General features: G+C 73.0%; 22 protein-coding genes. 19 read left to right on the top strand and 3 right to left on the bottom strand.

Going from position 1 to position 22576, the window contains the following annotated elements; genetic code table 11:
* Positions 1–35: 35 nt before the first annotated feature.
* From RB608_RS13800 to hemB, 3 genes are read left to right on the top strand one after another with little or no spacing between them, the layout of a single operon-like run.
* Complete coding sequence (locus RB608_RS13800; protein WP_308088538.1) at positions 36–557, top strand: SigE family RNA polymerase sigma factor; 522 nt, start codon at positions 36–38, stop codon at positions 555–557.
* Between the two features lie 28 nt (positions 558–585).
* Positions 586–1935, top strand: coding sequence for a hypothetical protein (locus RB608_RS13795; RefSeq protein ID WP_308088537.1), 1350 nt, complete (start codon positions 586–588; stop codon positions 1933–1935).
* Between the two features lie 23 nt (positions 1936–1958).
* The gene (gene hemB / locus RB608_RS13790) at positions 1959–2954 is read left to right on the top strand and encodes a porphobilinogen synthase (RefSeq protein WP_392390998.1); all 996 of its coding nucleotides are present in this window, start codon (positions 1959–1961) and stop codon (positions 2952–2954) included.
* Positions 2955–3230: 276 nt separating this feature from the next.
* Here the strand turns inward: hemB and RB608_RS13785 are convergent, their stop codons facing one another.
* Complete coding sequence (locus RB608_RS13785; RefSeq protein ID WP_308088536.1) at positions 3231–4454, bottom strand: lytic murein transglycosylase; 1224 nt, start codon at positions 4452–4454, stop codon at positions 3231–3233.
* A gap of 209 nt (positions 4455–4663) precedes the next feature.
* On the opposite strand from RB608_RS13785, the gene hemL reads away from it, so the two are divergent.
* Genes hemL through ccsB form a run of 6 tightly spaced genes read left to right on the top strand, consistent with a single transcriptional unit; the run spans position 4664 to position 10675 of the window.
* Positions 4664–5986 (top strand): glutamate-1-semialdehyde 2,1-aminomutase, encoded by a 1323-nt coding sequence (hemL, locus tag RB608_RS13780; protein WP_308088535.1) that lies wholly within the window; start codon positions 4664–4666, stop codon positions 5984–5986.
* Positions 5983–6678, top strand: coding sequence for a histidine phosphatase family protein (locus tag RB608_RS13775; RefSeq protein WP_308088534.1), 696 nt, complete (start codon positions 5983–5985; stop codon positions 6676–6678). The genes hemL and RB608_RS13775 overlap by 4 nt, the downstream gene beginning before the upstream one ends.
* Positions 6675–7256, top strand: a complete 582-nt coding sequence (locus tag RB608_RS13770) for a TlpA disulfide reductase family protein (protein ID WP_308088533.1) — start codon at positions 6675–6677, stop codon at positions 7254–7256. Before RB608_RS13775 ends, RB608_RS13770 begins: the two co-directional genes overlap by 4 nt.
* Positions 7249–8010 carry a cytochrome c biogenesis protein CcdA gene (locus tag RB608_RS13765; RefSeq protein ID WP_308088532.1) on the top strand — a complete coding sequence of 254 codons (762 nt, stop codon included), beginning with the start codon at positions 7249–7251 and terminating at the stop codon, positions 8008–8010. Before RB608_RS13770 ends, RB608_RS13765 begins: the two co-directional genes overlap by 8 nt.
* Positions 8007–9626 (top strand): cytochrome c biogenesis protein ResB, encoded by a 1620-nt coding sequence (locus RB608_RS13760; protein WP_308088531.1) that lies wholly within the window; start codon positions 8007–8009, stop codon positions 9624–9626. The genes RB608_RS13765 and RB608_RS13760 overlap by 4 nt, the downstream gene beginning before the upstream one ends.
* Positions 9623–10675 carry a c-type cytochrome biogenesis protein CcsB gene (gene ccsB, locus RB608_RS13755; protein ID WP_308088530.1) on the top strand — a complete coding sequence of 351 codons (1053 nt, stop codon included), beginning with the start codon at positions 9623–9625 and terminating at the stop codon, positions 10673–10675. The genes RB608_RS13760 and ccsB overlap by 4 nt, the downstream gene beginning before the upstream one ends.
* Before the next feature lie 37 nt (positions 10676–10712).
* On the opposite strand, the gene RB608_RS13750 is transcribed toward ccsB, so the two are convergent.
* Positions 10713–10952 carry a hypothetical protein gene (locus RB608_RS13750; RefSeq protein WP_308088529.1) on the bottom strand — a complete coding sequence of 80 codons (240 nt, stop codon included), beginning with the start codon at positions 10950–10952 and terminating at the stop codon, positions 10713–10715.
* 82 nt (positions 10953–11034) lie between these two features.
* On the opposite strand from RB608_RS13750, the gene RB608_RS13745 reads away from it, so the two are divergent.
* Positions 11035–11298 (top strand): DUF4229 domain-containing protein, encoded by a 264-nt coding sequence (locus RB608_RS13745; protein ID WP_308088528.1) that lies wholly within the window; start codon positions 11035–11037, stop codon positions 11296–11298.
* A gap of 38 nt (positions 11299–11336) precedes the next feature.
* On the opposite strand, the gene RB608_RS13740 is transcribed toward RB608_RS13745, so the two are convergent.
* Positions 11337–12218, bottom strand: a complete 882-nt coding sequence (locus RB608_RS13740; RefSeq protein ID WP_308088527.1) for a 1,4-dihydroxy-2-naphthoate polyprenyltransferase — start codon at positions 12216–12218, stop codon at positions 11337–11339.
* Between the two features lie 120 nt (positions 12219–12338).
* Here RB608_RS13740 and RB608_RS13735 point away from each other — a divergent pair, with 120 nt between their 5' ends.
* The 9 genes from RB608_RS13735 (at position 12339) to RB608_RS13695 (ending at position 22558) form a co-directional block, all read left to right on the top strand.
* Entirely contained in the window at positions 12339–13355 is a 1017-nt protein-coding gene (locus tag RB608_RS13735; protein ID WP_308088526.1) for an AMP-binding protein, read from the top strand.
* A 5-nt stretch (positions 13356–13360) separates the two neighbouring features.
* Positions 13361–14320, top strand: coding sequence for an o-succinylbenzoate synthase (locus RB608_RS13730; protein WP_308088794.1), 960 nt, complete (start codon positions 13361–13363; stop codon positions 14318–14320).
* Complete coding sequence (menD, locus tag RB608_RS13725) at positions 14317–15915, top strand: 2-succinyl-5-enolpyruvyl-6-hydroxy-3-cyclohexene-1-carboxylic-acid synthase (RefSeq protein WP_308088525.1); 1599 nt, start codon at positions 14317–14319, stop codon at positions 15913–15915. Before RB608_RS13730 ends, menD begins: the two co-directional genes overlap by 4 nt.
* 9 nt (positions 15916–15924) lie before the next feature.
* Positions 15925–17814: a Na+/H+ antiporter NhaA gene (nhaA, locus tag RB608_RS13720; protein ID WP_308088524.1), complete on the top strand. Its 1890-nt coding sequence runs from the start codon at positions 15925–15927 to the stop codon at positions 17812–17814.
* Positions 17814–19679 (top strand): cation:proton antiporter, encoded by a 1866-nt coding sequence (locus tag RB608_RS13715; protein WP_308088523.1) that lies wholly within the window; start codon positions 17814–17816, stop codon positions 19677–19679. The genes nhaA and RB608_RS13715 overlap by 1 nt, the downstream gene beginning before the upstream one ends.
* Before the next feature lie 25 nt (positions 19680–19704).
* On the top strand, positions 19705–20343 hold the full coding sequence (locus RB608_RS13710; RefSeq protein ID WP_308088522.1) for an MBL fold metallo-hydrolase: 639 nt from the start codon (positions 19705–19707) through the stop codon (positions 20341–20343).
* Positions 20344–20435: 92 nt separating this feature from the next.
* Positions 20436–21116, top strand: coding sequence for a hypothetical protein (locus RB608_RS13705; protein WP_308088521.1), 681 nt, complete (start codon positions 20436–20438; stop codon positions 21114–21116).
* Positions 21117–21124: 8 nt separating this feature from the next.
* Positions 21125–21814 (top strand): demethylmenaquinone methyltransferase, encoded by a 690-nt coding sequence (locus tag RB608_RS13700; protein ID WP_308088520.1) that lies wholly within the window; start codon positions 21125–21127, stop codon positions 21812–21814.
* Positions 21815–22201: 387 nt separating this feature from the next.
* The gene (locus RB608_RS13695; protein WP_308088519.1) at positions 22202–22558 is read left to right on the top strand and encodes an NADH-quinone oxidoreductase subunit A; all 357 of its coding nucleotides are present in this window, start codon (positions 22202–22204) and stop codon (positions 22556–22558) included.
* Positions 22559–22576 lie beyond the last annotated feature (18 nt).

Here is a 22576-nt window from a genome sequence, read left to right as displayed (position 1 = left end):
TCACTGCGTTGAGGCGGTCATGGAGCGGATGACCGATGCGTGACGAGGACGAGTTCGTCGCCTTCGCCCAGGGGGCGCGCGACCGGCTGCGCCGTACGGCGTACCTGATGTGCGGCGACTGGGAGCGGGCGGCGGACCACGTCCAGGACGCGCTGATCCGGGTGTACGTCGCCTGGCCGCGGCTGACCCGGGCCGGGCGCGAGTACGCCTACGCCCGCCGGGCCCTGGTGAGCGTCGTCCTCGACCACGCCCGGCGGCGGTCGAGCACCGAGCTGGTCGTCGAGGCCGATCCCGGGCGACCGGCGGACCTCGACATCGCCGAGCTGGTGAGCGCCCGCGCGACCCTGTTGCAGGTGATGGCCGAGCTGCCGCCGCGGCAGCGGGCGTGCGTCGTGCTGCGGTACTTCGACGACCTCAGCGTCGCCGACACCGCGCGGGCGCTGGGCTGCAGCGAGGGCACCGTCAAGAGCCAGACCGCGCGTGCGCTGGACCGGCTCCGCTCCGTGTTCGAGGACTCGTCGCTCGGCGAGCTGACCCTGGGATCCGGAAAGTGGTGATGACCGTGGAGATGACCGTGGAGATGACATGGTGAACGAGATGCGTGCCCTGCTGCACGAGGCCGCGGCCACTCCGCCGGCCGACGACATCGACCTGGCCGCGGTCCTCAGCGGCGGCCGCCGACGGGTACGCCGGCGCCGGGCCCGGTTCGCGGGCGGCCTGGCCGTGGCCGTGGTCGGCGTGGTTGCCGCGGGCGGCCTGGTCAGCCAGGGGGCCGACGGCCGGGACACGCCGGCCGCGAGCGTCGTACCCCGCCCCGATGGGCCGGTGGTCCGGATCTCCGAGGCCCGGCAGGCGAAGGAGGGCGTCGACTACGACGTGCTGTCGTCGTACACGAACGAGGACCTCGACGCCGCGAACGGGCAGTACTACGACGGCGTCACCGACGACGGACTGATCCTGTTCCGGGACGGCCCGCACGGCCCCGAGAACAAGATCAGGTACGCGCTGCTCGATCCGGCCACGGGCGAGAAGGACTGGTTGCCGTCGATGGGCTCCGCCGACCAGGTCTGGCCGGCGGAGCTGGGCACCGACCGGCTGGTGCTGACCTCGACGCAGCCCGACGACGGCGCCGACCTGAGCGGACGCCTCCGCGCGCACGTCTACGACCGCTCGGCGCGCTCCTGGGCCACCGTCACCTGGGCCGGGCTGCCCGACGTCACCGGACTCCGCAGCCCGGTGCTGGGCCCCGACGGTCGGCTGTACGTCGGTGTGCCGGCGACGGCAGGATCGCCGCCGCCCGGCGGCTGGCCGATGGGCCCCGACGGGGAGGCCGACGACGCGGGCGCCGAGGGGGACACCTACGACCTCTGGTCGGTGTCGCTGACGGACCCGGCCGACGTACGCGACGAGGGCCTGCGGGTCGGTGCCGTCGCGTTCACCGACGACACGATGGTCTGGAGCGCCCGGACCAACGGGAAGAACGACCGGATCCACGTCCGCGACCTGGTCACCGGCGCCGAGCACGACTTCGACCCGAGGTCGGGGAAGCGGTGCAACCTGCTCGGCTTCGGCGCGCTGGACGACCGGATCGTGCTCAGCCAGTACTGCGGCACCTACGACAACGGTCGCGACGACCGCATCCAGATCGTCACGACCGACGGGGACCTGGTCACCACGATCCAGGGCGACGGCATCGACGGCTGGGTGACCGGCGGCGTGGTCAAGGTGAGCTCCTACGACCGGAACCGCGCCGGGACCTACGTCTACGAGCCCGGCAGCGGGAGGTTCGCGCGGGTCTCCGAAGCGAACTCGTCCTACGGCCTCGGCGGCCCGGTGCCGGACGGGTACCTGCTGTGGGACACGCCTGTCGGCGAGGCGGCCGGCCCCCAGGAGCCGATCCCCGGCGCCACCCAGTGGCTCGCGCGCTGGCGCTGACCAGGCTGCGCGACAATGGAGACGTGAACGAGATCCTGCGCCCGATCGTCCGTCCCCGGCGCCTGCGGACCACGGCGGCGACACGTGACCTCGTCGCGGAGACCACCCTGCGGCCGAGTCAGCTGGTCCTGCCGGCCTTCGTCCGCGAGGGTGCCACCGAGCCCGTGCCGATCAGCTCGATGCCGGGCGTCGTCCAGCACTCCCGCGACTCGCTGCGCAAGGCGGCGGTGGAGGCGGCGGAGGCCGGGCTGCGCGGCATCATGCTGTTCGGCGTACCGGAGACCAAGGACGCGACCGGCACCGGCGCCACCGATCCCGACGGCATCCTCAACGTCGCCATCGCCGACGTCGTCGGCGAGGTCGGCGACGCGCTGGTCGTGATGGGCGACCTGTGCCTCGACGAGTTCACCGACCACGGCCACTGCGGCGTCCTCGACGCCACCGGCCGCGTCGACAACGACGCGACCCTGGCGCGGTACGCCGACATGGCGGTCGTGCAGGCCCGGGCCGGTGCCGGCATGGTCGGTCCCAGCGGCATGATGGACGGCCAGGTCGCCGTCGTCCGCGACGCCCTGGACCGCGCCGGGTTCACCGACACCGGCATCCTCGCCTACTCGGCGAAGTACGCGTCCGCCTTCTTCGGCCCCTTCCGCGAGGCCGTCGACAGCGCGCTGCAGGGCGATCGCCGGACCTACCAGCAAGACGGCCGCCGCAACGCCGGCGAGGGCGTCCGGGAGGCGCTGCTGGACATCGAGGAGGGCGCCGACATCGTCATGGTCAAGCCGGCTCTGGCCTATCTCGACGTCCTGCGCCGCGTGGCCGACGCCGCGTCCGAGCTCGGCGTGCCGACGGCGGCGTACAACATCTCGGGGGAGTACGCCATGCTCGAGGCCGCTGCCGCCCAGGGCTGGATCGACCGCGAGCCGGCCATTTTCGAGACGCTCACCTCGATCCGGCGGGCCGGGGCCGACATCATCCTCACCTACTGGGCCACCGAGGCCGCGCGGCTGTTGGTCTAGGGCCGAGCGGGTCGGAGATCGAGCTCGCCGCCCGGCCCTCGCTGCGCTCGGACCGCGGGCTTCGCTCGATGCGCTGCGCGCGTCCGCCCCGCTGCCGGCCACGCGGTCGAGTCCGGCGCCACCACCGCCGACCCGGCGGCACGACGAGTCGTTGGGGCCGAGCGGGTCGGAGATCGAGCTCGCCGCCCGGCCCTCGCTGCGCTCGGACCGCGGAAAGACGAGAGCCCCGGAAACCTGGGGGGTCGGTCCGGGGCTCTCGCGGCTGATGCGGGGTGACTACGGCGTCTTGAGGCCGTAGCTCAGCAGGCAGTTCAACAGCTGCACCGTCTGGGTGAGCTTCGGGAACTCCTTCTGGCAGGCGGCGGCAGCCTCCTGCTTGGTGAGCAGGCCGAGGACACCGCTGATCACGTTCGAGGTGACCGCGCCGACGCCCTCGTCGACACCGGTGACGACGTCGTCGAGCGGAGCCGGGAGCGCCGGGGCCGACGGCGTGCCGGGCTTGGGCTGGGTGGGCTTCTCGCCCCCGTTGCCTCCGTTGCCCCCGTTGCCGGCACCGGCGGGCGGCGCCGGGACGGTCGGGTCGGCGCTGGGAGTGCCGGTGGTGGTCGAGCCCTTCGAGCCCTTGTCCTTCTTGATCGTGCCCGGGCTGCGGACGTCGAAGCTCGGCGGCTCCGGCACGACGTAGCCGGCGGCGGTCGCGTTGTTCGGGACCGAGGTGAAGTCGCCCTCGAGGTAGGCGTTCATGATCTTCAGGACCAGATCGACATAGGCCTGGCTGTGGTTGTAGCGGTAGACCGCGGCGCGCTGGCCGACCACCGTGGAGAGGTCGCCGTCGCCGGAGCAGAGGTAGACCGCGGCGGCGAGGGCCGCGTCGTCGATGTCCTGAGGGTTGCGGGCGGCGTCGTCGTCGGCGTCGACACCCACGACCTGCCAGGTCGAGGGGATGAACTGCATGGGCCCGACCGCGCGGTCCCACTGGGTGTCGTTGTCGTAGACGCCCGCGTCGGTGTCGGAGATCGCCTTGACGCCGTTCTGGCCGTCGAGCGCCGGGCCGTAGATGCCGGGGGTGGCGACGCCGTCGTTGTCGAGGACGTTGCCGCCCAAGCGACCGTGGTTGGACTCCACGCGGCCGATCGCGGCGATCAGCTGCCAGGTGATGTTGCAGGACTCGTCGGCCGAGTTGATGACGGTCTCGGCGCGCTGGTAGGCGGCGAGGGCCGCGGCGGGGATCGCGTTGGTCGACGCGGCGGAGACGATGCCCGCCTCGTTGCCGTCCTCGAGGCCCTCGACCGAGGCCGGGTCCGAGAGGCTCGCGGGGTCGTCGATCGACTCCTCCGGCACGCTGGTGCCGTCGGTGACCTGACCGGGCGTCTCGGCGGCCTGGACGGGCGAGCCGATGCCACCGATGCCGGCGACCGAGGCGGTCCAGGCTGCCGACAGCAGAGCGAGCGGAATGATGGTGGCGACGCGCTGCAGCCGCCCCAGACGCTTCCTCGACATGTCTTGACTCTCTCCCCTGGCCACGAGTGGCCCCATCGCGTGGGCTCTCCCTCAGTGCCCACCTGTGCACTGAGTCAACGAATCGTGACACACCGACGTTACGGGTGTCACATGATCCCGCGCACAACTCGGGGGACGTGCTATGGGCCTCACGCACAAAGACCGACGGCGATGACGGGTCGTTGGGACCCATCGGCGACAATGGCGCGGTGTCCGCACTCCCGACATCCACCTCCGAGGCCTTCTTCGCCCGGGCGCGTGAGGTGACCCCCGGCGGCGTCAACTCCCCGGTCCGCGCGTTCAACGCGGTCGGCGGCACGCCCCGCTTCATCCGGTCGGCGGCGGGGCCGTGGCTGACCGACGTCGACGGCAACGAGTACGTCGACCTGATCTGCTCCTGGGGGCCGATGCTGCTCGGCCACGGGCACCCCGCGGTCATCGAGGCGGTCCAGGCGGCGGTGAGCCGCGGGACGTCGTACGGGACGCCGACGGAGGGTGAGGTCGCCCTCGTCGAGGCGATCGTGGCGCGCACCCCGGTCGAGCGGCTGCGCCTGGTCTCGTCCGGCACCGAGGCGACCATGTCGGCGATCCGGCTCGCGCGCGGGTTCACCGGCCGCGACGTCGTGGTCAAGTTCGCCGGCTGCTACCACGGCCACGTCGACTCGCTCCTCGCCGCGGCGGGGTCGGGCCTGACCACCTTCTCCATCCCCGGCACACCGGGCGTGCCGGCCAGCTCGACGGCGCTGACCCTGGTGCTGCCCTACAACGACCGCGAGGCGGTCGCCGCGGCGTTCGCGGAGCACGGCGACCGGATCGCCTGCCTGATCACCGAGGCCGCGCCGGGCAACATGGGCGTCGTCCCGCCGGCGCCGGGGTTCAACCGGTTCCTCGCGGAGACCTGCCGGGCGCACGGCGCGCTGTTCGTCAGCGACGAGGTGATGACCGGCTTCCGGGTCTCGGCGGCCGGCCAGTGGGGCACCGACGGCGCCGTCGAGGGCTGGGCCCCCGACCTGATGACCTTCGGCAAGGTGATGGGTGGCGGCTTCCCCGCCGCCGCGTTCGGCGGCCGCGCCGACGTGATGGCCCACCTCGCGCCCGAGGGCCCCGTCTACCAGGCGGGCACGCTCGCCGGGAACCCCGTCGCGACCGCCGCCGGCCTCGCCACGCTGACCGCCGCCACCGACGAGGTCTATGCCCGCCTCGACGTCGTCGCTGACGCGGTGCGAGCCGGGATCGCCGCATCGTTCACCGCCGCGGGGCTGCCGCACGTCATCCAGTCGACCGGGTCGATGTTCTCGGTGTTCCTCACCGAGGACCCGGTGACGAGCTTCGCGCAGGCGCAGGGCACCGACGTGCCGGCGTACGCCGCGCTCTTCCACGCGATGCTCGACCAGGGCGTGCACCTGCCCCCGTCGGCGTTCGAGGCCTGGTTCGTCTCCTCGTCCCACGACGACCGGGCCGTCCAGCAGGTCCTCGACGCCCTGCCCTCGGCCGCCCGCGCCGCCGCCGCGAGCCACGGAGGCGACCGATGAGCACCCCCGACACGATCGTCCACCTGGTCCGCCACGGCGAGGTCCACAACCCCCAGGGCGTCCTCTACGGCCGCCGCGACGGCTTCCACCTCTCCGCTCGCGGCCGCGCGATGGCCGACCGGGTCGCCGAGGCGCTGAAAGGCAACGACATCGCCCTGATCCGGTCCTCGCCGCTGGAGCGCGCGCAGGAGACCGCCGCGCCACTGGCTGCCGCGCTCGGGCTCGAGGTCGGCCGCGAGGCACGCGTCATCGAGTCGGAGAACAGGTTCGAGGGGATGACCTTCGGCAAGGGCAACAACGCGCTGCGCAACCCCCTGCTGTGGCGCCACCTCTACAACCCCTTCCGGCCGTCGTGGGGCGAGCCCTACCGGGCGATCGTCGAGCGGATGATGGCCGCCGTCCACGACGCCCGGCGCGACGCCACCGGCCACGAGGCGGTGCTCGTCTCCCACCAGCTGCCGATCTGGACCACGCGCCTGGCCGCCGAGAAGCGCTCCTTCCTCCACGACCCGCGCAAGCGGCAGTGCACGCTGTGCTCGATCACCTCCTTCGGGTTCGCCGGCGAGGAGCTGGTCGAGATCTCGTACGCCGAGCCGGCGATCGACCTGATCCCGACCGGTGACATCGCGGCGCCGTTCTCCGCCGGTGACGCCCCCGAGGAGAACCGGCCCGAGGGGACACCCTCGGCATGAGACCCCTCGTCCGTGCCGCTCTGCTGCTCGCCGCCCTCCTCGTGACGACCGCCTGCAGCAGCGTCGGGGGGACCGGCGATCTCGACTACATCTCCGGTGACGGCAAGGTGGTCTCGGTCAAGGCCGCCGACCGGGAGGACCCGGTCGAGATCAGCGGCACCACCATCCAGGACGAGGCACTCGACCTGACGGACCTGCGCGGCAAGGTCGTCGTCCTCAACGTGTGGTGGTCCGGCTGCGGGCCGTGCCGCACCGAGATGCCGATGCTCGTCGATGCCGACAAGGAGTTCGCCGAGGAGCAGCCCGATCAGGTCGCCTTCGTCGGCATCAACATCCGGGATCTGGCGCCGGAGGACGCCGCGGCGTTCGAGCGCGACCGCGGGGTCGACTACCCCTCGCTCTACGACCCCGGCAGCGAGACCCTGCGGGGCCTGGGCCGGTACGTGCCTCCCGCCATGCCGGCGACGGTGGTGCTCGACAGGTCCGGCCGGGTCGCCGCGCTCATCAACGGCCCGATCCCGTCCAAGACGACCCTGACCGCGGTCGTGGAGGACACTTTGGCGGAGTCCGATGGTTGATTGGTTCCAGGAGCAGGCGGTCGCCGGCTCGCTCGGCCTCGCGGTGCCCATCGCCGTCTTCGTCGGGCTCGTCTCCTTCTTCTCCCCGTGCGTGCTGCCGCTCCTCCCGGGCTATCTGTCCTATGCGACCGGCCTGTCCGGCGCCGACATCGTCTCCGGCGAGGCCGGCAGGCGGCGCGGCCGGATGCTGCTGGGCTCGGTGCTGTTCGTGCTGGGCTTCGCGGTGGTCTTCGTGCTGATGGGCGCCGCCTTCGGCTCGGTCGGCCGGTCCCTGCGGCGCTGGGACGACGAGATCCAGATGGGCCTCGGAGTGGTCCTGATCGTGCTCGGCCTGGTCTTCGCCGGCGCGCTGCCGTGGCTGCAGCGCGACCTGCGCGTCCACCGGATCCCGGCCGTCGGCCTCGGTGCCGCGCCGCTGCTCGGCGCGTTGTTCGCGATCGGCTGGCAGCCCTGTGTCGGCCCGACCTACGGCGTCATCGTCAACCTGACCTTCGTCGACGCGACGGCGATGCGCGGCGCCCTGCTGTCGTTGGCCTACGCCCTCGGCCTCGGCATCCCGTTCATCGTCGCCGGACTCGCCTACCGCCGTACGCTCGCGGTGACCGGGTTCGTCCGGCGTCACCAGAAGTGGGTGATGCGGATCGGCGGCGCCTTCCTGATCCTGATCGGCGTCCTCATGCTCACCGGGTGGTGGGGCCACCTCGTGCAGTGGATGCAGCTGCAGCTCGTGCAGAACTTCCAGGTCTCGATATGAGCGCAGGACGACCGGACCCCGCGCGTCGGCCGGGCGAGCTGACCGCGCGCGAGCTGCTGCGCTGGATGTGGCGGCAGGTCACCTCGATGCGGACGGCGTTGCTGCTCCTCCTGCTGCTCGCGCTCGCCGCGATCCCCGGCTCGGTGATCCCGCAGGCCGACGTCGACTCCCTCGCCGTCACCCGGTGGAAGGACGAGCACCCCAAGCTCACCCCGGTCTACGAGAAGCTCGACCTGTTCTCGGTCTACAGCTCGCCGTGGTTCTCGGCGATCTACCTGCTCCTCGTGCTCTCCCTCGTGGGCTGCATCATCCCGCGCCTGCTCGTCTACTACCGCGCCCTGCGCGCTCAGCCCCCGCAGGCACCCCGCAATCTGAGCCGGATGCCGGTGCAGGCGTCGTACACCACGGACCTCGCGCCGGCCGAGGTCCTCGACCGGGCGCGCTCCGTGCTCGGCCGCCGGCACCGGCTGCGGCGGTCGGGTGACGGGGACGACTACGTCGCCGCCGAGCGCGGCTACATCCGGGAGGCCGGCAACCTGGTCTTCCACCTCTCCCTGCTGATCGTGCTCGCCGGCGTCGCGATGGGCGGCCTGTGGGGCTACCAGGGCGGCGTGATCATCGTCGAGGGCAAGACCTTCAGCAACACCCTCACGCAGTACGACGACTTCAAGCCCGGCGGCCTGTTCCGTCAGAGCCAGATGAAGGACTTCCGGTTCACCGTCGACGACTTCTCCGTCGACTGGCTCAAGGACGGCCCGCGCTTCGGCCAGGCCCGCAAGTTCGAGGCCGCGCTGACCTATCGGGTGGGGGACGGTGAGCCGAGGGAGTACAGCCTCCGGGTCAACCACCCGCTGGAGCTCGACGGCACCGACGTCTTCCTGATCGGCCACGGGTACGCCCCGGTGATCACGGTGCGGGACGGGAACGACGACGTCGTCGCGACCGGACCCCGGGTCTTCCTGCCGCGCGACGCGAGCTTCCTGTCGTACGGCGTGGTGAAGGCGCCGGGCGCGAAGCCGGGGCAGATCGGGCTGGACGGCCTGTTCTTCCCGACCTTCGAGATGGTCGACGGCAATCCGGTCACGGTGTTCGGCGACGACCTCAACCCGACACTGTCGATGCAGGCCTACACCGGCGACCTGGGGCTCGACGACGGCCGCTCCCAGTCCTACTACGTGCTCGACAAGGCCAAGGCCACGCCGATCACCAAGGCCGACGGCAAGCCGCTGCGGGTCGACCTCCAGATCGGGGACACCGTCGAGCTGCCCGACGGGCTCGGCTCGGTCACCTTCGAGGGGGTCGACCCCTGGATCCGGGTGCAGATCAGCCAGACGCCCGGCAAGGAGGTCGCGCTGCTCGGCGTGATCCTGGCCCTGATCGGCCTGTGCTGCTCGCTGTTCATCCGGCCGCGCCGGGTGTGGGTGCGGGCCGTCCCGGCCGACCTCGGCGACCCTGGTGATCCCGCGGACGCGGGCGCGGGCACAATGGACGGAACCGGCGGCACTCGGGTCGAGGTCGCCGTACTCGATCGCTCCGGCAACGGCGAGATGGACGAGATCCTCACCGCCGTTCTGTCGCAGCTCCAGGAGGCATCCGAGATCGTGAGGCAGTCGTGAGCAACACCGCGTGGGAGACGCTGAGCAACCAGGCCGTGGGGGCGGCGGGCGTCATCTACTTCGTCGCCCTGGTCGTCTACCTCGCCGAGTGGGCCGCCCTGCGCCAGCCGGCCGCGGAGCGCGCGCTCGTCGGTGCGGGCGGGCCGGGCGGTCCGTCCGGCCCGGGTGTCGAGGGTGCGGGCGCGGACGAGGCCGGTGCCGCCGATGCACCAGCCGCGCGGCGTACGCAGCGGGTGGCCTTCCTGGGCCGCCTCGGCCTGCTGCTCACGGCGATCGCCTGCGCGGCGCACTTCGTGGCCCTGGTCGGGCGCGGCATGGCCGCCGACCCCAACCGGGTCCCGTGGGGCAACATGTACGAGTTCACGCTCTCCGGCACCTTCGTCGTCGCGCTGCTCTACCTGGTGCTCTACAAGAAGTTCGCGCTCGGCTGGATGGGCCCGCTCGTCGTCGGCTTCGTGGTCGCGACGCTCATGGTCGCGGTGATCTGGCTCTACGACGCGGTCGCGCCGCTGACCGAGTCGCTCAACTCGCCGTGGCTGGTGATCCACGTCGTGTCCGCCGTGATCGCCACCGGCGCGTTCACCCTCGGCGGCATCGTCTCGATCGTCTACCTCGTCCGGATGCGCGCGGAGCGTCGCGCCACCGCCGCCGGCACCGAGCTCGGCGGCTGGCTGGCCCGCGTCCCCCGGCTGGACGCCCTCGACCGGCTGGCCTACCGCGTGCACGCGTTCGCCTTCCCGGTGTGGACCTTCGCGGTGCTCATCACCGGACCGATCTGGGCGCACGAGGCGTGGTCGCGCTACTGGAACTGGGACCCCAAGGAGGTGTGGGCGTTCATCACCTGGGTCGTCTACGCCGGGTACCTCCACGCCCGGGCCACCGCCGGTTGGAAGGGCCGCAAGGCCGCCATGCTCGCCCTGGTCGGCATGGCCACGCTGTGGTTCAACTTCATCGGCATCAACTACTTCTCGACCACGAGCCAGCACTCGTACGCGGCCGAGCGGGTGGTCGACGCAACGACCGGATTCGTCGCAGAACTGCGGTTCTGAGGACGAATCCGGTCGGTGAGCCGGCGGTCAGGCCGGGTCAGGCGTCGGGCGCGTCCGGTGGCTGCGGCTGGTCCTTGTGCCGCTCCTGCTGCCGGCGACGCCATTCCAGATCGCGCAGGAAACTCTCGTCGTCGTCCGGTGCGACCGGACGAGTCGGCGGCTTCGGCTTCGGCGTACGCCGGCGGGCGGGCTGGTCGCCGTACCCGTGGTCCTGGAGCCAGCGGACCGCGAGGTAGGTCAGCGCCGCGAACACGAGGACGACGAGCAACAACTTCACCCCTCCAGAGTAGGCGGTCGCCGGTTGCTTCGTGGTGGGTCCCGATGACGGCGGACGACCCGCCCGCGCCTAGGCTGGTGGGGTGAAGGAGTTCTGGGTCTACACCGCCCTGCGAGCCGGCCTGTTCGTCGGCGCGTTCTGCCTCGTGGCGGGGGTGTGGCTGCTCGTCGCCGACTCGGTCAACGTGCTGTGGATCATCGTGATCGCCTTCCTGGTCAGCGGCGTCGCCTCGTACGTGCTGCTCGAGCGGCAGCGCTCCGCCTTCGCGGCCAAGGTCGAGGGGCGCGCGGACCGGATGTCCCGGAAGTACGAGGAGATGCGGTCCAAGGAGGACGAGGACGGCTGAGCTCCGGCGGCCGGCGAACCACCCGGCGGCCGACGAGGTCAACCCAGGACGAGCCCGACCCCGGCCAGCACGGCCCAGGCCAGCTCGGCGACACCGGTCTTCTGCAGCACCGGGATGAGGGCCGGGCCCTGGGCCCCGCCGAGCACGATGCGCGCGGCGGCGGCGCCGGGCAGGAGGAAGCCGAGCCCGACCAGCGCCCACCAGGTGGTGAGCGCCGCGAGCACCACGACGGCCGCCGCGGAGACGGCGACCAGGAGCGCGTAGAAGCCCCGGGTACGACGCTCGCCGAGTCGCACGGCGAGGGTCATCTTGCCGGCGACGCGGTCGGTGGGGATGTCGCGCAGGTTGTTGGCGACCAGGATCGCGCAGGCCAGCGCCCCGACTCCGGCACCGGCGGCGACCGACGCCCAGCCCGGCGTACCCCACGCCTCGGTCTGCACCCACGTGGTGCCGACGACGGCGACCAGGCCGAAGAACACGAAGACCATGACCTCGCCGAGCCCGAGGTAGCCGTAGGGCTTCTTGCCGCCGGTGTAGTACCAGGCCGCGAGGACGCTGAGCGCGCCGACGAGGACCAGCCACCACGAGGTCGTGGCGGCGAGGACGAGACCGGCGACGCCGGCGACGCCGAAGGACAGGAAGGCCGCGCGCTTCACGGCGCTGGGGGCGGCGAGCCCGGAGCCGACCAGGCGCAGCGGGCCGACCCGCTCGTCGTCGGTGCCGCGGATGCCGTCGGAGTAGTCGTTGGCGTAGTTGACGCCGACCTGGAGGGCCAGGCTGACGACGGCGGCGAGCAGCGCCTTCCACCAGACCCCGTGGTCGTCGTACACCGCGACGGCGGTGCCGACGACGACCGGCGCGACCGCCGCCGGGAGGGTGCGGACGCGGGCGCCCGCGATCCAGTGCGCTGCTGTGGCCATAGCCGTCGATTCAAGCAGGCCGGGTGGCCGTCGCGTCCGGCCGGGTCGGCGACGAGGTGACGGTCGTGCGGGACCCGCCGGGCCGGGCCGCTCGGGCGCGCGCCCGATAGCGTCTGTCGGGTGGAACCCTGGACCGTGCGTGGTGGGCCCGACGAGGTCGTCGAGCGGACCCGGCGCTGGCTGTCCGCGGCCGACGGCGAGGACGCCCCGGTGGTCGTCGAGACGTCCGGCTCCACCGGTACGCCGAAGCGGGTGCTGCTGACCCGCGACGCGCTCCTCGCCTCGGTGCGGGCCTCCGCGGCCCGGGTCGGCGCGAGCGGCCGCTGGGTGCTGGCCCTCCCGCCGACCTACGTCGCCGGGCTCCAGGTCGTCGCCCGGTCGCTGGTCGCCGGCCATCCGCCGGCCCTGCTGGAGCGCGACGGCTGGCCGCCCGGCGAGGGCTGGTTCGTCTCGCTGGTCCCGACCCAGCTGACCCGGATGCTCGCCTCGCCGCCCGATGTCGCCGCGCTCCGGCGGGCGCACACGGTGCTGCTCGGCGGCGGCCCGATCGGCGCCGCGCTGCGCGAGCGCGCGGCGGAGGCGGGGGTCCACGTCGTGGCGACCTACGGCTCGGCGGAGACCGCCGGCGGCTGCGTCTACGACGGCCTCCCGCTCGACGGCGTCGGGGTCGCGCTGGGGGACGGCGGCCGGATCCGGATCGCCGGTCCCACCCTGTTCAGCGGGTACGACGGACAGCCGGACCTGACCGCGCAGGTGCTGGTCGGCGGCTGGTTCCTGACCTCCGACGCCGGACGGATCGACGAGGACGGCCGGCTGGTCGTGATCGGGCGCGTCGACGACGTCATCGTCACCGGCGGGCTCAACGTGCCCGGACCGGCGGTGGCCGAGCGGCTGCGACAGCACCCCGACGTGGTCGCCGCCGAGGTGCTCGGCGTACCCGATGCCGAGTGGGGGAACCAGGTCGTGGCCTTCGTCGTGGGCACGCCCGACCTCGACCACCTGCGGGACTGGGTGGCCGGCGCCCACCCGCGCGCGTGGGCGCCCGGTCGGCTGGTCCGGCTCGACGCGATCCCGCTGCTGGCCAACGGCAAGCCCGACCGGCAGGCGCTGCTGGGTCTCGTGGAGCCGCGGCGGTGAACGCGTTGCGGGTCGTGTCCATCCCCCTGCGCACGCGGTTCCGCGGCATCACCGTGCGTGAGGCCGCGCTGGTGGAGGGCCCGGCGGGGTGGGGGGAGTGGAGCCCGTTCCTGGAGTACTCCCCGCGGGTGGCCGAGCCGTGGCTGCGCTGCGCCGAGGAGGCCGCGGCAGGGTCGTGGCCGGCGCCGGTGCGCGACCGGGTCCCGGTCAACGTGACCGTGCCCGCCGTCGGACCCGAGCGGGCCTACGCGATCGTGCTCGCCGGCGGCTGCCGCACCGCCAAGGTCAAGGTCGCCGAGCCCGGTCAGACCACGGCCGACGACGAGGCCCGGCTGGAGGCGGTCCGCGACGCCCTCGACGCCGGTGGGCCCGGCGGCCGGATCCGGGTCGACGCCAACGGCGGCTGGTCCGTCGACGAGGCCGTCGCCGCGATCGGCCGGCTGGATCGCGCCGCCGTCGGCCTGGAGTACGCCGAGCAGCCGGTCGCCACCGTCGAGGAGCTCGCCCTGGTGCGGCGCCGCGTCGACGTACCGATCGCCGCCGACGAGTCGATCCGCCGCGCCGAGGACCCCTACCGGGTGCGAGAGCTGGAGGCTGCCGACATCGCGGTGCTCAAGGTGCAGCCGCTCGGCGGCGTGCGCGCCTGTCTGGAGATCGCCGAGCGGATCGGCCTGCCGGTCGTGGTGTCGAGCGCGCTGGAGACCTCGGTCGGGATCGCCGCCGGGGTCGCGCTGGCCGCGGCGCTGCCGGAGCTGCCCTATGCCTGCGGGCTGGCGACCGTGCAGCTGTTGACCGCCGACGTGGCGGTCGAGCCGCTGCTGCCGGTCGACGGCGCGCTGCCCGTCGTCCGCCCGCTCGTGGATGCCGCGCGGCTCGACGCGCTCGCGGCCGCCCCGGCCCGGGCCGCCCACTGGGAGGCCCGGCTGGCCGCCGTCCGCGCGCTGGGGAAGGATCTGGGTCCATGACGGACAGCTCGTTCGCGCTCGCGGACGCCCTCGTCGACCGGCTCCGGCAGGCGGGCGTGACCGAGGTCGTGGTCGCCCCGGGCTCGCGCAACGCACCCGCCGCGATGGCGCTGTGGGCCGCCGCCCAGGCCGGGGTGGTCCGGCTGCACACCCGGATCGACGAGCGCACCGCCGGCTTCCTCGCGCTCGGCCTGACCAAGGCGGGCGCGCGCGCCGCCGTCCTCACGACGTCCGGCACCGCGGTGGCCAACCTGCACCCGTCGGTCCTGGAGGCGGCGCATGCGGGGGTGGGCCTGGTGGTGGTCTCGGCCGACCGGCCCGCCCGGCTCCGCGGCACCGGCGCCAACCAGACCACCGACCAGGTGGGCATCTTCGGCGCCCTGGTCCCCACCCACGACCTGTCCTCGGTGGCCGAGCTGGTCGCCGTGCCCCTCCCGTGGGACTCCGTCGTCCACCTCAACCTGCAGCTCGACACGCCGCTGGTGCCGGAACTGGCCGTCGTACCGGACATTCCGGTCGCGACTCCGCCCGATCCACGACCAGATCGTCCGGTACGACGCGAGAACCCGCTGCCGCCCGGCCCGCTGACCGTCGTGGTGGCGGGCGACGACGCCGGCCCGCCGGCACGCCGGCTGGCGGAGGCGGCCGGCTGGCCGCTGCTGGCCGAGCCGTCGAGCGGGGCGCGGACCGGCGACAACGCCCTGCGCACCTACCGGCTCCTGCTCGCCACCGGGCTGGGCGAGCGGATCGAGCGGGTGGTGGTGTTCGGCCGGCCGACCCTGTCCCGGCCGGTGACCCGGCTCCTGGAGCGCGCCGGCGTCGAGGTGCTGGTCGTGCCGGGCCGCGGCGTGTGGCCGGTCCGTCCCGACGGGTCGCGCACGATCGAGGCGCCGGTCTGGGGCGGGGACGCGCCCGACGACGCGGCGTGGCTCGACGCCTGGCGCACGGCCGACCGCGATCTCGGCCGGCGGGTCGACCGGCTGCTCGCGGAGCAGCCCGCCCTCACGCCGTACGACGTCGCGGGGGTCACCCACGCCGCGCTCCCCGCCGGGGGATTGCTCGTCGTGGGCGCCTCCAGCCCGATCCGGGATCTCGACCTCATGGTCCGGCCGCCGGCCGTCGGCACCCGCCGCAAGGTGATCGCCAACCGCGGCCTGGCGGGCATCGACGGCACGATCAGCACCGCGCTCGGCGCTGCGCTGGGCCGGAGGGAGTCGACCAGGAACCTCGCCCTGATGGGCGACCTGACCTTCCTCCACGACCAGACCGCGCTCGTGCTCGGCCCCGACGAGCCGAGGCCGGACCTGACGATCGTCGTCCCGAACGACGACGGCGGTGCGATCTTCTCCGCGCTGGAGCAGGGCGCCCCCGCGCACGCCGCGTCCTTCGAGCGGCTCTTCGGCACCCCCCACGGCCACGACCTCGCGAGCCTGTGCGCGGCGGCGCGGATCCCGCACCTGCGGGTCGGCTCGCGACCCGAGCTCGAGCATACCCTCGCCAGCCCCAACGGGGGCATCGAGGTGATCGAGGCCACCGTCGACCGCGTGGGCCGCCGCGAGCTGGACCAGCGGATCCGGGCGCTCGCCCTCGACTAGGCTTGCCCGGTGGCCAGCGACACCTGTTCGCCGTCGACCTCCGAGCAGCGGGAGCCGGACACGCCGCGAGACCGACGGGTCGCCCCGCCGCTGCGGCACTTCATCCGCACCGAGGCCGCGAGCGCGGGGCTGCTGGTGGTCGTCGCGCTGGTCGCGCTCGGCTGGGCCAACTCGCCGTGGTCCGACAGCTACGAGCGGCTCTGGCACCAGACGCTCGAGCTGACCATCGCCGGCGGCGGCCTCAGCATGGACCTGCACCACTGGGTCAACGACGGCCTGATGGTGGTCTTCTTCTTCGTCATCGGGCTGGAGGTCCGCCGGGAGTTCTCCGTGGGCGAGCTGACCGAGCGCAGCCGGCTCGTCGTCCCGGTCCTCGCGGGCGTCGGCGGCATGGTCGTCCCCGCGCTGCTCTACCTCGCGCTCAACCCGTCCGGTGACAGCGCCGCCGGCTGGGGGGTGGTGATCGGCACCGACACCGCCTTCCTGCTCGGCACGCTCGCGCTGGTCGGGCCCAGCGTCTCGACGCAGCTGCGGATCTTCCTGCTCACCCTGACCGTCATCGACGACATCGTGGCCGTCACCGTGATCGGGGTCGTCTACTCGGACTCGGTCGACCTCACCGCGCTCGCCGTCGCCGGCGGGTGCCTGGTGGTGCTTGTCGTCCTCGACCGCGTCGGGGAGTGGCGCGCGTCGCCGTACGTCGTCGCCGTCGTGGTGCTCTGGGTGGCCACCCTCGAGTCCGGTCTCCACGCCTCCATCGCCGGCATGCTCTCGGGCCTGCTGGTGCCCGCGGCCGACCCCGACCGAGGGCTGGTGCGCCAGGCCGCCGAGCGGATGCGCCGCTTCCAGCAGTCCCCGCTGCCGGAGGTGCAGCGGGCGGCGCGGCACAGCCTCAACCGCGCGGTGTCGGTCAACGAGCGGCTGCAGGAGGTGCTGCACGGCTGGACCAGCTTCGTCATCGTGCCGGTGTTCGCCCTCGCCAACGCAGGCATCGACCTGCGCGACGGCGTACTCGGCGACGCCCTGCGCTCGCCCGTGACCTGGGGCATCGTCGCCGGCCTCGTGCTCGGCAAGTTCCTCGGGATCGGGGCGGGCGCGCTCGGCGCCGTCCGGCTGCGGCTGGGGGCGCTGCCCGAGGGCGTCGCCGCCGGCCACACCCTCGGCGGGGCGGCGCTGTCCGGGATCGGGTTCACCGTCTCCCTCCTCATCGTGGGGCTCGCGTTCACCGACCAGCGCCTGCAGGACCAGGCCAAGGTGGGCGTCCTGCTGGCCGCGGTCCTCGCGGCGCTCCTCGGCTGGCTCGTCTTCACGATCGCCGCCCGGTTCTTCGACCAGCGCGACGCCGGCCTGCCGATGCTCCTGAGCGAGCCCGTCGATCCCGAGATCGACCACGTTCGGGGGCCGGTCGACGCGCCGCTGACCCTCGTCGAGTACCTCGACTTCGAGTGCCCCTTCTGCGCGCGCGCCACCGGCGCCGCACGGGAGGTCCGCGAGCACTTCGGCGACCGGCTGCGCTACGTCCCGCGTCATCTCCCCCTCGACGTCCACCCGCACGCGGTCCTGGCGGGCGTCGCGGCCGAGGCCGCCGGCCGCCAGGACCGCTACTGGGACATGCACGAGCTGCTCTTCACCCGGCAGGACCGCCTGGAGCGCGACGACCTGGTCGGGTACGCCGAGCAGCTCGGTCTCGACGTCGAGCGGTTCGTCGCCGACCTCGACGATCCCGCCCTCGTCGCCCACCTCGAGCGCGACCTCGCCAGCGCCGGGGCCAGCGGGGTGCGCGGCACCCCGACGTTCTTCGTGGGCGAGCGACGCCACCAGGGCCCCTACGACGCACGGAGCCTGATCGCCGCCCTCGAAGCGGTGGCGCGCGACCGGACCCGGCGGGAGGTCCGCTGATGGAGATCGCCATCGTCCTCGTGGCCATCGCGGTGACCGTGCTGGCGTTCACCGCGGTCTCCGAGCGCTACGACCTGCCCGCACCCCTGGTCCTCGTCGTCGTGGGCGTCGCCGCCGCCTACGTGCCGGGGGTCCCGGTCGTGCACCTGGAGCCGGAGGTGGTGCTGCTCGGCCTGCTGCCACCGTTGCTCTACTCCGCGGCGGTGACCACCTCGCTCGTCGACTTCAACGCCAACCGCCGTCCGATCCTCCTGCTCTCCGTGGGGCTGGTCGCGTTCACCACCGTGGGCGTCGCGGCCGTCGTCCGGCTCGTCATCCCCGAGCTCAGCTGGCCGCTCGCCCTGGCGATCGGGGCGGTCGTCGCCCCGCCCGACGCGGTCGCCGCCACGGCGATCGGCCGGCGGATCGGCCTGCCGCGCCGCGTGGTCACCATCCTCGAGGGCGAGTCGCTGCTCAACGACGCCAGCGCGCTGGTCGCCCTGCGGACCGCGGTGGCCGCCATCAGCGGGACCGTGGCGGCCTGGGAGGTCGGGAGCGATTTCGCGCTGGCCGCCGGCGGCGGCGTCGCGGTCGGGCTGCTGACCTTCGTCGTGGTGGGCTTCCTCCGCAAGAAGGTCACCGATCCGCTGCTCGACACGGCCATCTCGCTGGTGATCCCCTTCGCGGCGTACATCCTGGCCGAGGAGATCCATGCCTCCGGTGTGGTCGCGGTCGTCGTCGCGGGCCTCGCCCTCGGGCATGTCGCGCCGGTGCTGCAGTCGGCGCAGTCGCGGATCGCCGAGCGGATCAACTGGCGCACGATCGCCTACGTCCTCGAGAACACCGTCTTCCTCCTCATCGGGCTGCAGGCGGACTGGCTGTTCAGCGAGGTCGGCGAGAGCGAGTTCGGCGTCGCCACGGTGGCTGGGGCCTGCGCGGCCGCGCTGGTGGCGGTCGTGCTGCTCCGTCTGCTCTGGGTCTTCGCGGCGAAGGCGCTGCTGCTGCGCCCCGGGCCCGACCCGGTGACCGGCGAGATCGCCTCCTGGCGGTACTCCTTCCTCATCGGCTGGGCCGGCATGCGCGGGGTGGTCACCCTGGCGGCGGCCTTCACCGTTCCCGCCGACATCGAGCACCGGGAGGTCCTGCTCATCGTCGCGTTCACCGTGGTCGCCGGCACCCTGCTCGGCCAGGGCCTGACCCTGCCGTGGATGGCCCGCCGGCTCCGGGTCCCCTCACCCGACCCGCACGACGACGCGCTCGCCCGCGCCACCCTGCTCCAGCAGGCGGCCAAGGCCGGCCTGCACCGGCTCGACGAGCTCGCCGACGACTGCGACGACCCGCACCACGTCCGCTCCCTGATCGTCCAGCGCATCGAGCAGCGCAACTTCGCCGCCTGGGAGCGGCTCGGCACGACCGCCGGCGAGGAGAGCCCGAGCGACCTCTACTCCCGCTGGCGCGGTGACATGATCGAGGCGGAGCGCCGGCGGGTGCTGGAGATCCGCTCCACCGGATCCGTCCCGTCCGAGATCGTCAGTGAGGTGCTCGCGATGCTCGACGTCGAGGAGTCGATGCTCGATGCGGCCGACGCCGCGCGGGCCGATCTGCGCACCACGAGCCGGGTCCAGCGCGGGGACGGCTGCGAGCACCTCGCCACCACGCCGCTGCTCGACCCGCCCGACGAGCCCTCCTGCGCGGCCTGCCTCGTCGAGGGCACCCGATGGGTCGCCCTGCGGATGTGCCTGTCCTGCGGGGAGGTCGGCTGCTGCGACTCCTCACCGAGCCGCCACGCCACCGCCCACTTCCGGGAGAGCCAGCACCCCGTCATGCGCTCGGTGGAGCCCGACGAGGACTGGCGGTGGTGCTACGTGCACCACCAGACCGGCTGAGCCGGTCCGGACTACCGTGGGCACCATGCGCCTCACCAAGTTCGGCCACGCCGCGGTCCGGATCGAGCACGACGGTACGACGATCGCGCTCGACCCCGGCGTGTGGAGTCAGCGCGAGTGCGTCGAGGGTGTCGACGCGGTGCTCATCACCCACGAGCACGTGGACCACTACGTGCCGGAGCTGCTGCGCGGGACGGGGGCACCGATCTACACGATCGACGCGGTCGCGGCGCAGATCCGCGCCGGGGCGCCCGACCTGGTGGAGCGGGTCACCGTGGTGGCCCCGGAGGAGACCTGGTCGATCGGCGGCATCGAGGTCCGGGCCGTGGGCGAGCTGCACGCCGTGATCCATCCGGAGCTGCCGCGCTTCCACAACAGCGGCTACCTCCTCACGGTGGGGGAGACCCGGGTCTTCCACCCGGGTGACGCGCTGACCGCGCCCGGCTCGCCCGTCGACGTACTCCTGGCGCCGGTGTGTGCGCCGTGGATGCGGGTCTCCGAGGGCGTCGACTTCGCGCGCGAGGTCGGTGCGGCCCGCAATGTCGCCATCCACGACCGGGTGTTCTCGGCCGAGGGACTCGGTGTCGCCGATGCCCAGTTCGGCCGCTTCCTCGAGGCGGCCGGCCAGGAGTACGTGCGGCTCGCGGACGGCGCCGATCTGTGACCGGTCGCTGACCGGAGCCCCTACCGGTCGCCGCCGATCTCCGGAAGCGGGCCGGTCAGCCGGCGCTCAGGCGGACCGGGCATGATGGCCCGATGCCGATCGCTCGATCCACCGTCGTGGGCGCCACCACCGGCGTCCTCCTCCTCGCCGGAGCCGTGGGCTTCGGCGTCGGCCTCCCCAAGGTCGTCGACGACCCGGCGGCGGCGTCCGCCGCCGACCTTCCGACGCTGCCCGACCGGCTCGACGACCGGATGGTCGCGCTGTCCGCGGTGACCGCCGACGACGCGGGGCTCACCGACCCGGCCGACCTCGAGGCCATCAAGCAGGTCAGCGACCGGGCCGCGACCGGCGACACCGAGGCGTCGAGCGACCTGTCCGCCATCTACGGCGCCGCGCGGGTCCGCGCCTACGTCGACGCCCAGGTGATGGGTCAGGCCGACGCGCAGGCGGCGCCGGCCCAGATCGCCGTCACCATCAGCGCCGGCGGCGCCGGCCTGGTCATCCCGAGCGGCCCGTTCAAGATCGACCAGCAGGGTGGCTCGCACTACGAGCTGCGCTCGATCGACGGCCACCGCTGCGCCGTCGCGTGGCAGGAGAGCGCCGACCCCACGACGGGCGTGCCCACCGGCGGCGAGGTCCCGGCGGCCAGCTATCAGGCCGAGTGCCGCGCGGAGCGCGACGGCCTCAGCTACGACGTCTACGCGACCGGGCTCGCGCCCGAGGAGGTCGCGTCGTACGTCGACCGCGTGCTCGAGCTCACCGAGGAGGGCTGAGCACGCCCATGACCCGCGCCGAGCTCGACAAGCAGCCCGCCGACGTACGACGGATGTTCGACGCCGTCGCCCGGCGCTACGACCTGACCAACGACATCCTGTCCTTCGGCCAGGACCGCCGCTGGCGTCGTGAGGTGCTCGCCGCGGTCGACCCGTCGTACGGCGACCGGGTGCTCGATCTCGCGGCCGGCACCGGGACCTCCAGCCAGCCGTTCCTCGACGCCGGCGCCGAGGTCGTGCCGTGCGACTTCTCGATCGGCATGCTGCAGGTCGGGAAGAAGCAGCTGCCCCACCTGCCGTTCACCGCCGGCGACGGCACCCGGCTGCCCTTCCGCGACGGCACCTTCGACGCCGTCACGATCTCCTTCGGCTTGCGCAATATCGTCGACCCGCTCGCCGGGCTCGCCGAGATGCGCCGCGTGACCCGGCCGGGCGGCCGCCTGGTCGTCGCCGAGTTCAGCCACCCCACGTGGGCCCCGTGGCGCACCGTCTACATCGAGTACCTGATGAAGGCGCTCCCGGCTGTCGCCCGCACCGTCTCCTCCTCGCCGGACGCGTACGTCTACCTCGCGGAGTCGATCCGGGCCTGGCCCGACCAGCGCGGTCTCGCCGACCTGATCGCCGACGCGGGCTGGACCCGCCCGCAGTGGCGCAATCTCTCCGGCGGCATCGTCGCCCTGCACCGCGCCACTGCCTGACGAGCACCGGAAGCCCCGTTCGTTGAGTCGTCACATCTGACCCGTTGAGTCGGCGGATCTGACCGGTCGGGTCGTCACTTCTGGATCCGGTGGGCATCGGCGATGGACGGAAGTGACGGGTCAACGGGTCAGATGTGACGACTCAACCCCTGGCGGGAGCATCACCGAACATCACGTCGTTCTGGACCTGACCTGGCCGAGGTGGGCAGCCACCTGAATTACGCAAACCAAGCATGCGTTAAATCCGCAGGTCAGCGGCGGTTTTCGCCGTTCCAGCCGTGGCTGGACCGGCATTGCCCACCCCCCTGTGACGGCGCCCCCGATGGGTGGCAATATGTGCGTCACGCCACTAGTGATTCTGTTCACAAGATCACGAGAGGGAGGCTCATGGAGCTCTACACGCCGGTGCTGGTCCTGGCTGCGCTGGCCGCGTTGTTCGCGGTCGGGTCGGTCGCCATGAGCACGATGGTGGGGCCACGGCGCTACAACCGTGCCAAGTTCGACTCCTACGAGTGCGGCATCGAGCCGACGCCCCAGGCGCTGACGGGTCGCTTCCCGGTGAAGTACTACATCACCGCGATGCTCTTCATCGTCTTCGACATCGAGATCATCTTCCTCTACCCCTGGGCCGTGCGCTTCGACGCGATGGCCTGGTTCGGGCTGATCGAGATGGTCCTGTTCATCGCCACCGTGTTCGTCGCCTACGCCTACGTATGGCGCCGCGGCGGACTGGACTGGGACTGAGGACCGACGATGCACCTC

Source organism: Nocardioides sp. LHD-245, assembly GCF_030929495.1.
Classification (GTDB): Bacteria; Actinomycetota; Actinomycetes; order Propionibacteriales; family Nocardioidaceae; genus Nocardioides.
This window is presented reverse-complemented; position numbering and strand designations above follow the sequence as displayed.

Coding starts and splice junctions, on each gene's coding strand:
- RB608_RS13800 (WP_308088538.1), top strand. CDS start 36: ATGCGTGACGAGGACGAGTTCGTCGCCTTCGCCCAGGGGGCGCGCGAC.
- RB608_RS13795 (WP_308088537.1), top strand. CDS start 586: ATGGTGAACGAGATGCGTGCCCTGCTGCACGAGGCCGCGGCCACTCCG.
- RB608_RS13785 (WP_308088536.1), bottom strand. CDS start 4,454: ATGTCGAGGAAGCGTCTGGGGCGGCTGCAGCGCGTCGCCACCATCATT.
- RB608_RS13775 (WP_308088534.1), top strand. CDS start 5,983: ATGAGCACCCCCGACACGATCGTCCACCTGGTCCGCCACGGCGAGGTC.
- RB608_RS13770 (WP_308088533.1), top strand. CDS start 6,675: ATGAGACCCCTCGTCCGTGCCGCTCTGCTGCTCGCCGCCCTCCTCGTG.
- RB608_RS13765 (WP_308088532.1), top strand. CDS start 7,249: ATGGTTGATTGGTTCCAGGAGCAGGCGGTCGCCGGCTCGCTCGGCCTC.
- RB608_RS13760 (WP_308088531.1), top strand. CDS start 8,007: ATGAGCGCAGGACGACCGGACCCCGCGCGTCGGCCGGGCGAGCTGACC.
- RB608_RS13740 (WP_308088527.1), bottom strand. CDS start 12,218: ATGGCCACAGCAGCGCACTGGATCGCGGGCGCCCGCGTCCGCACCCTC.
- menD (WP_308088525.1), top strand. CDS start 14,317: ATGACGGACAGCTCGTTCGCGCTCGCGGACGCCCTCGTCGACCGGCTC.
- RB608_RS13715 (WP_308088523.1), top strand. CDS start 17,814: ATGGAGATCGCCATCGTCCTCGTGGCCATCGCGGTGACCGTGCTGGCG.
- RB608_RS13710 (WP_308088522.1), top strand. CDS start 19,705: ATGCGCCTCACCAAGTTCGGCCACGCCGCGGTCCGGATCGAGCACGAC.
- RB608_RS13705 (WP_308088521.1), top strand. CDS start 20,436: ATGCCGATCGCTCGATCCACCGTCGTGGGCGCCACCACCGGCGTCCTC.
- RB608_RS13700 (WP_308088520.1), top strand. CDS start 21,125: ATGACCCGCGCCGAGCTCGACAAGCAGCCCGCCGACGTACGACGGATG.
- RB608_RS13695 (WP_308088519.1), top strand. CDS start 22,202: ATGGAGCTCTACACGCCGGTGCTGGTCCTGGCTGCGCTGGCCGCGTTG.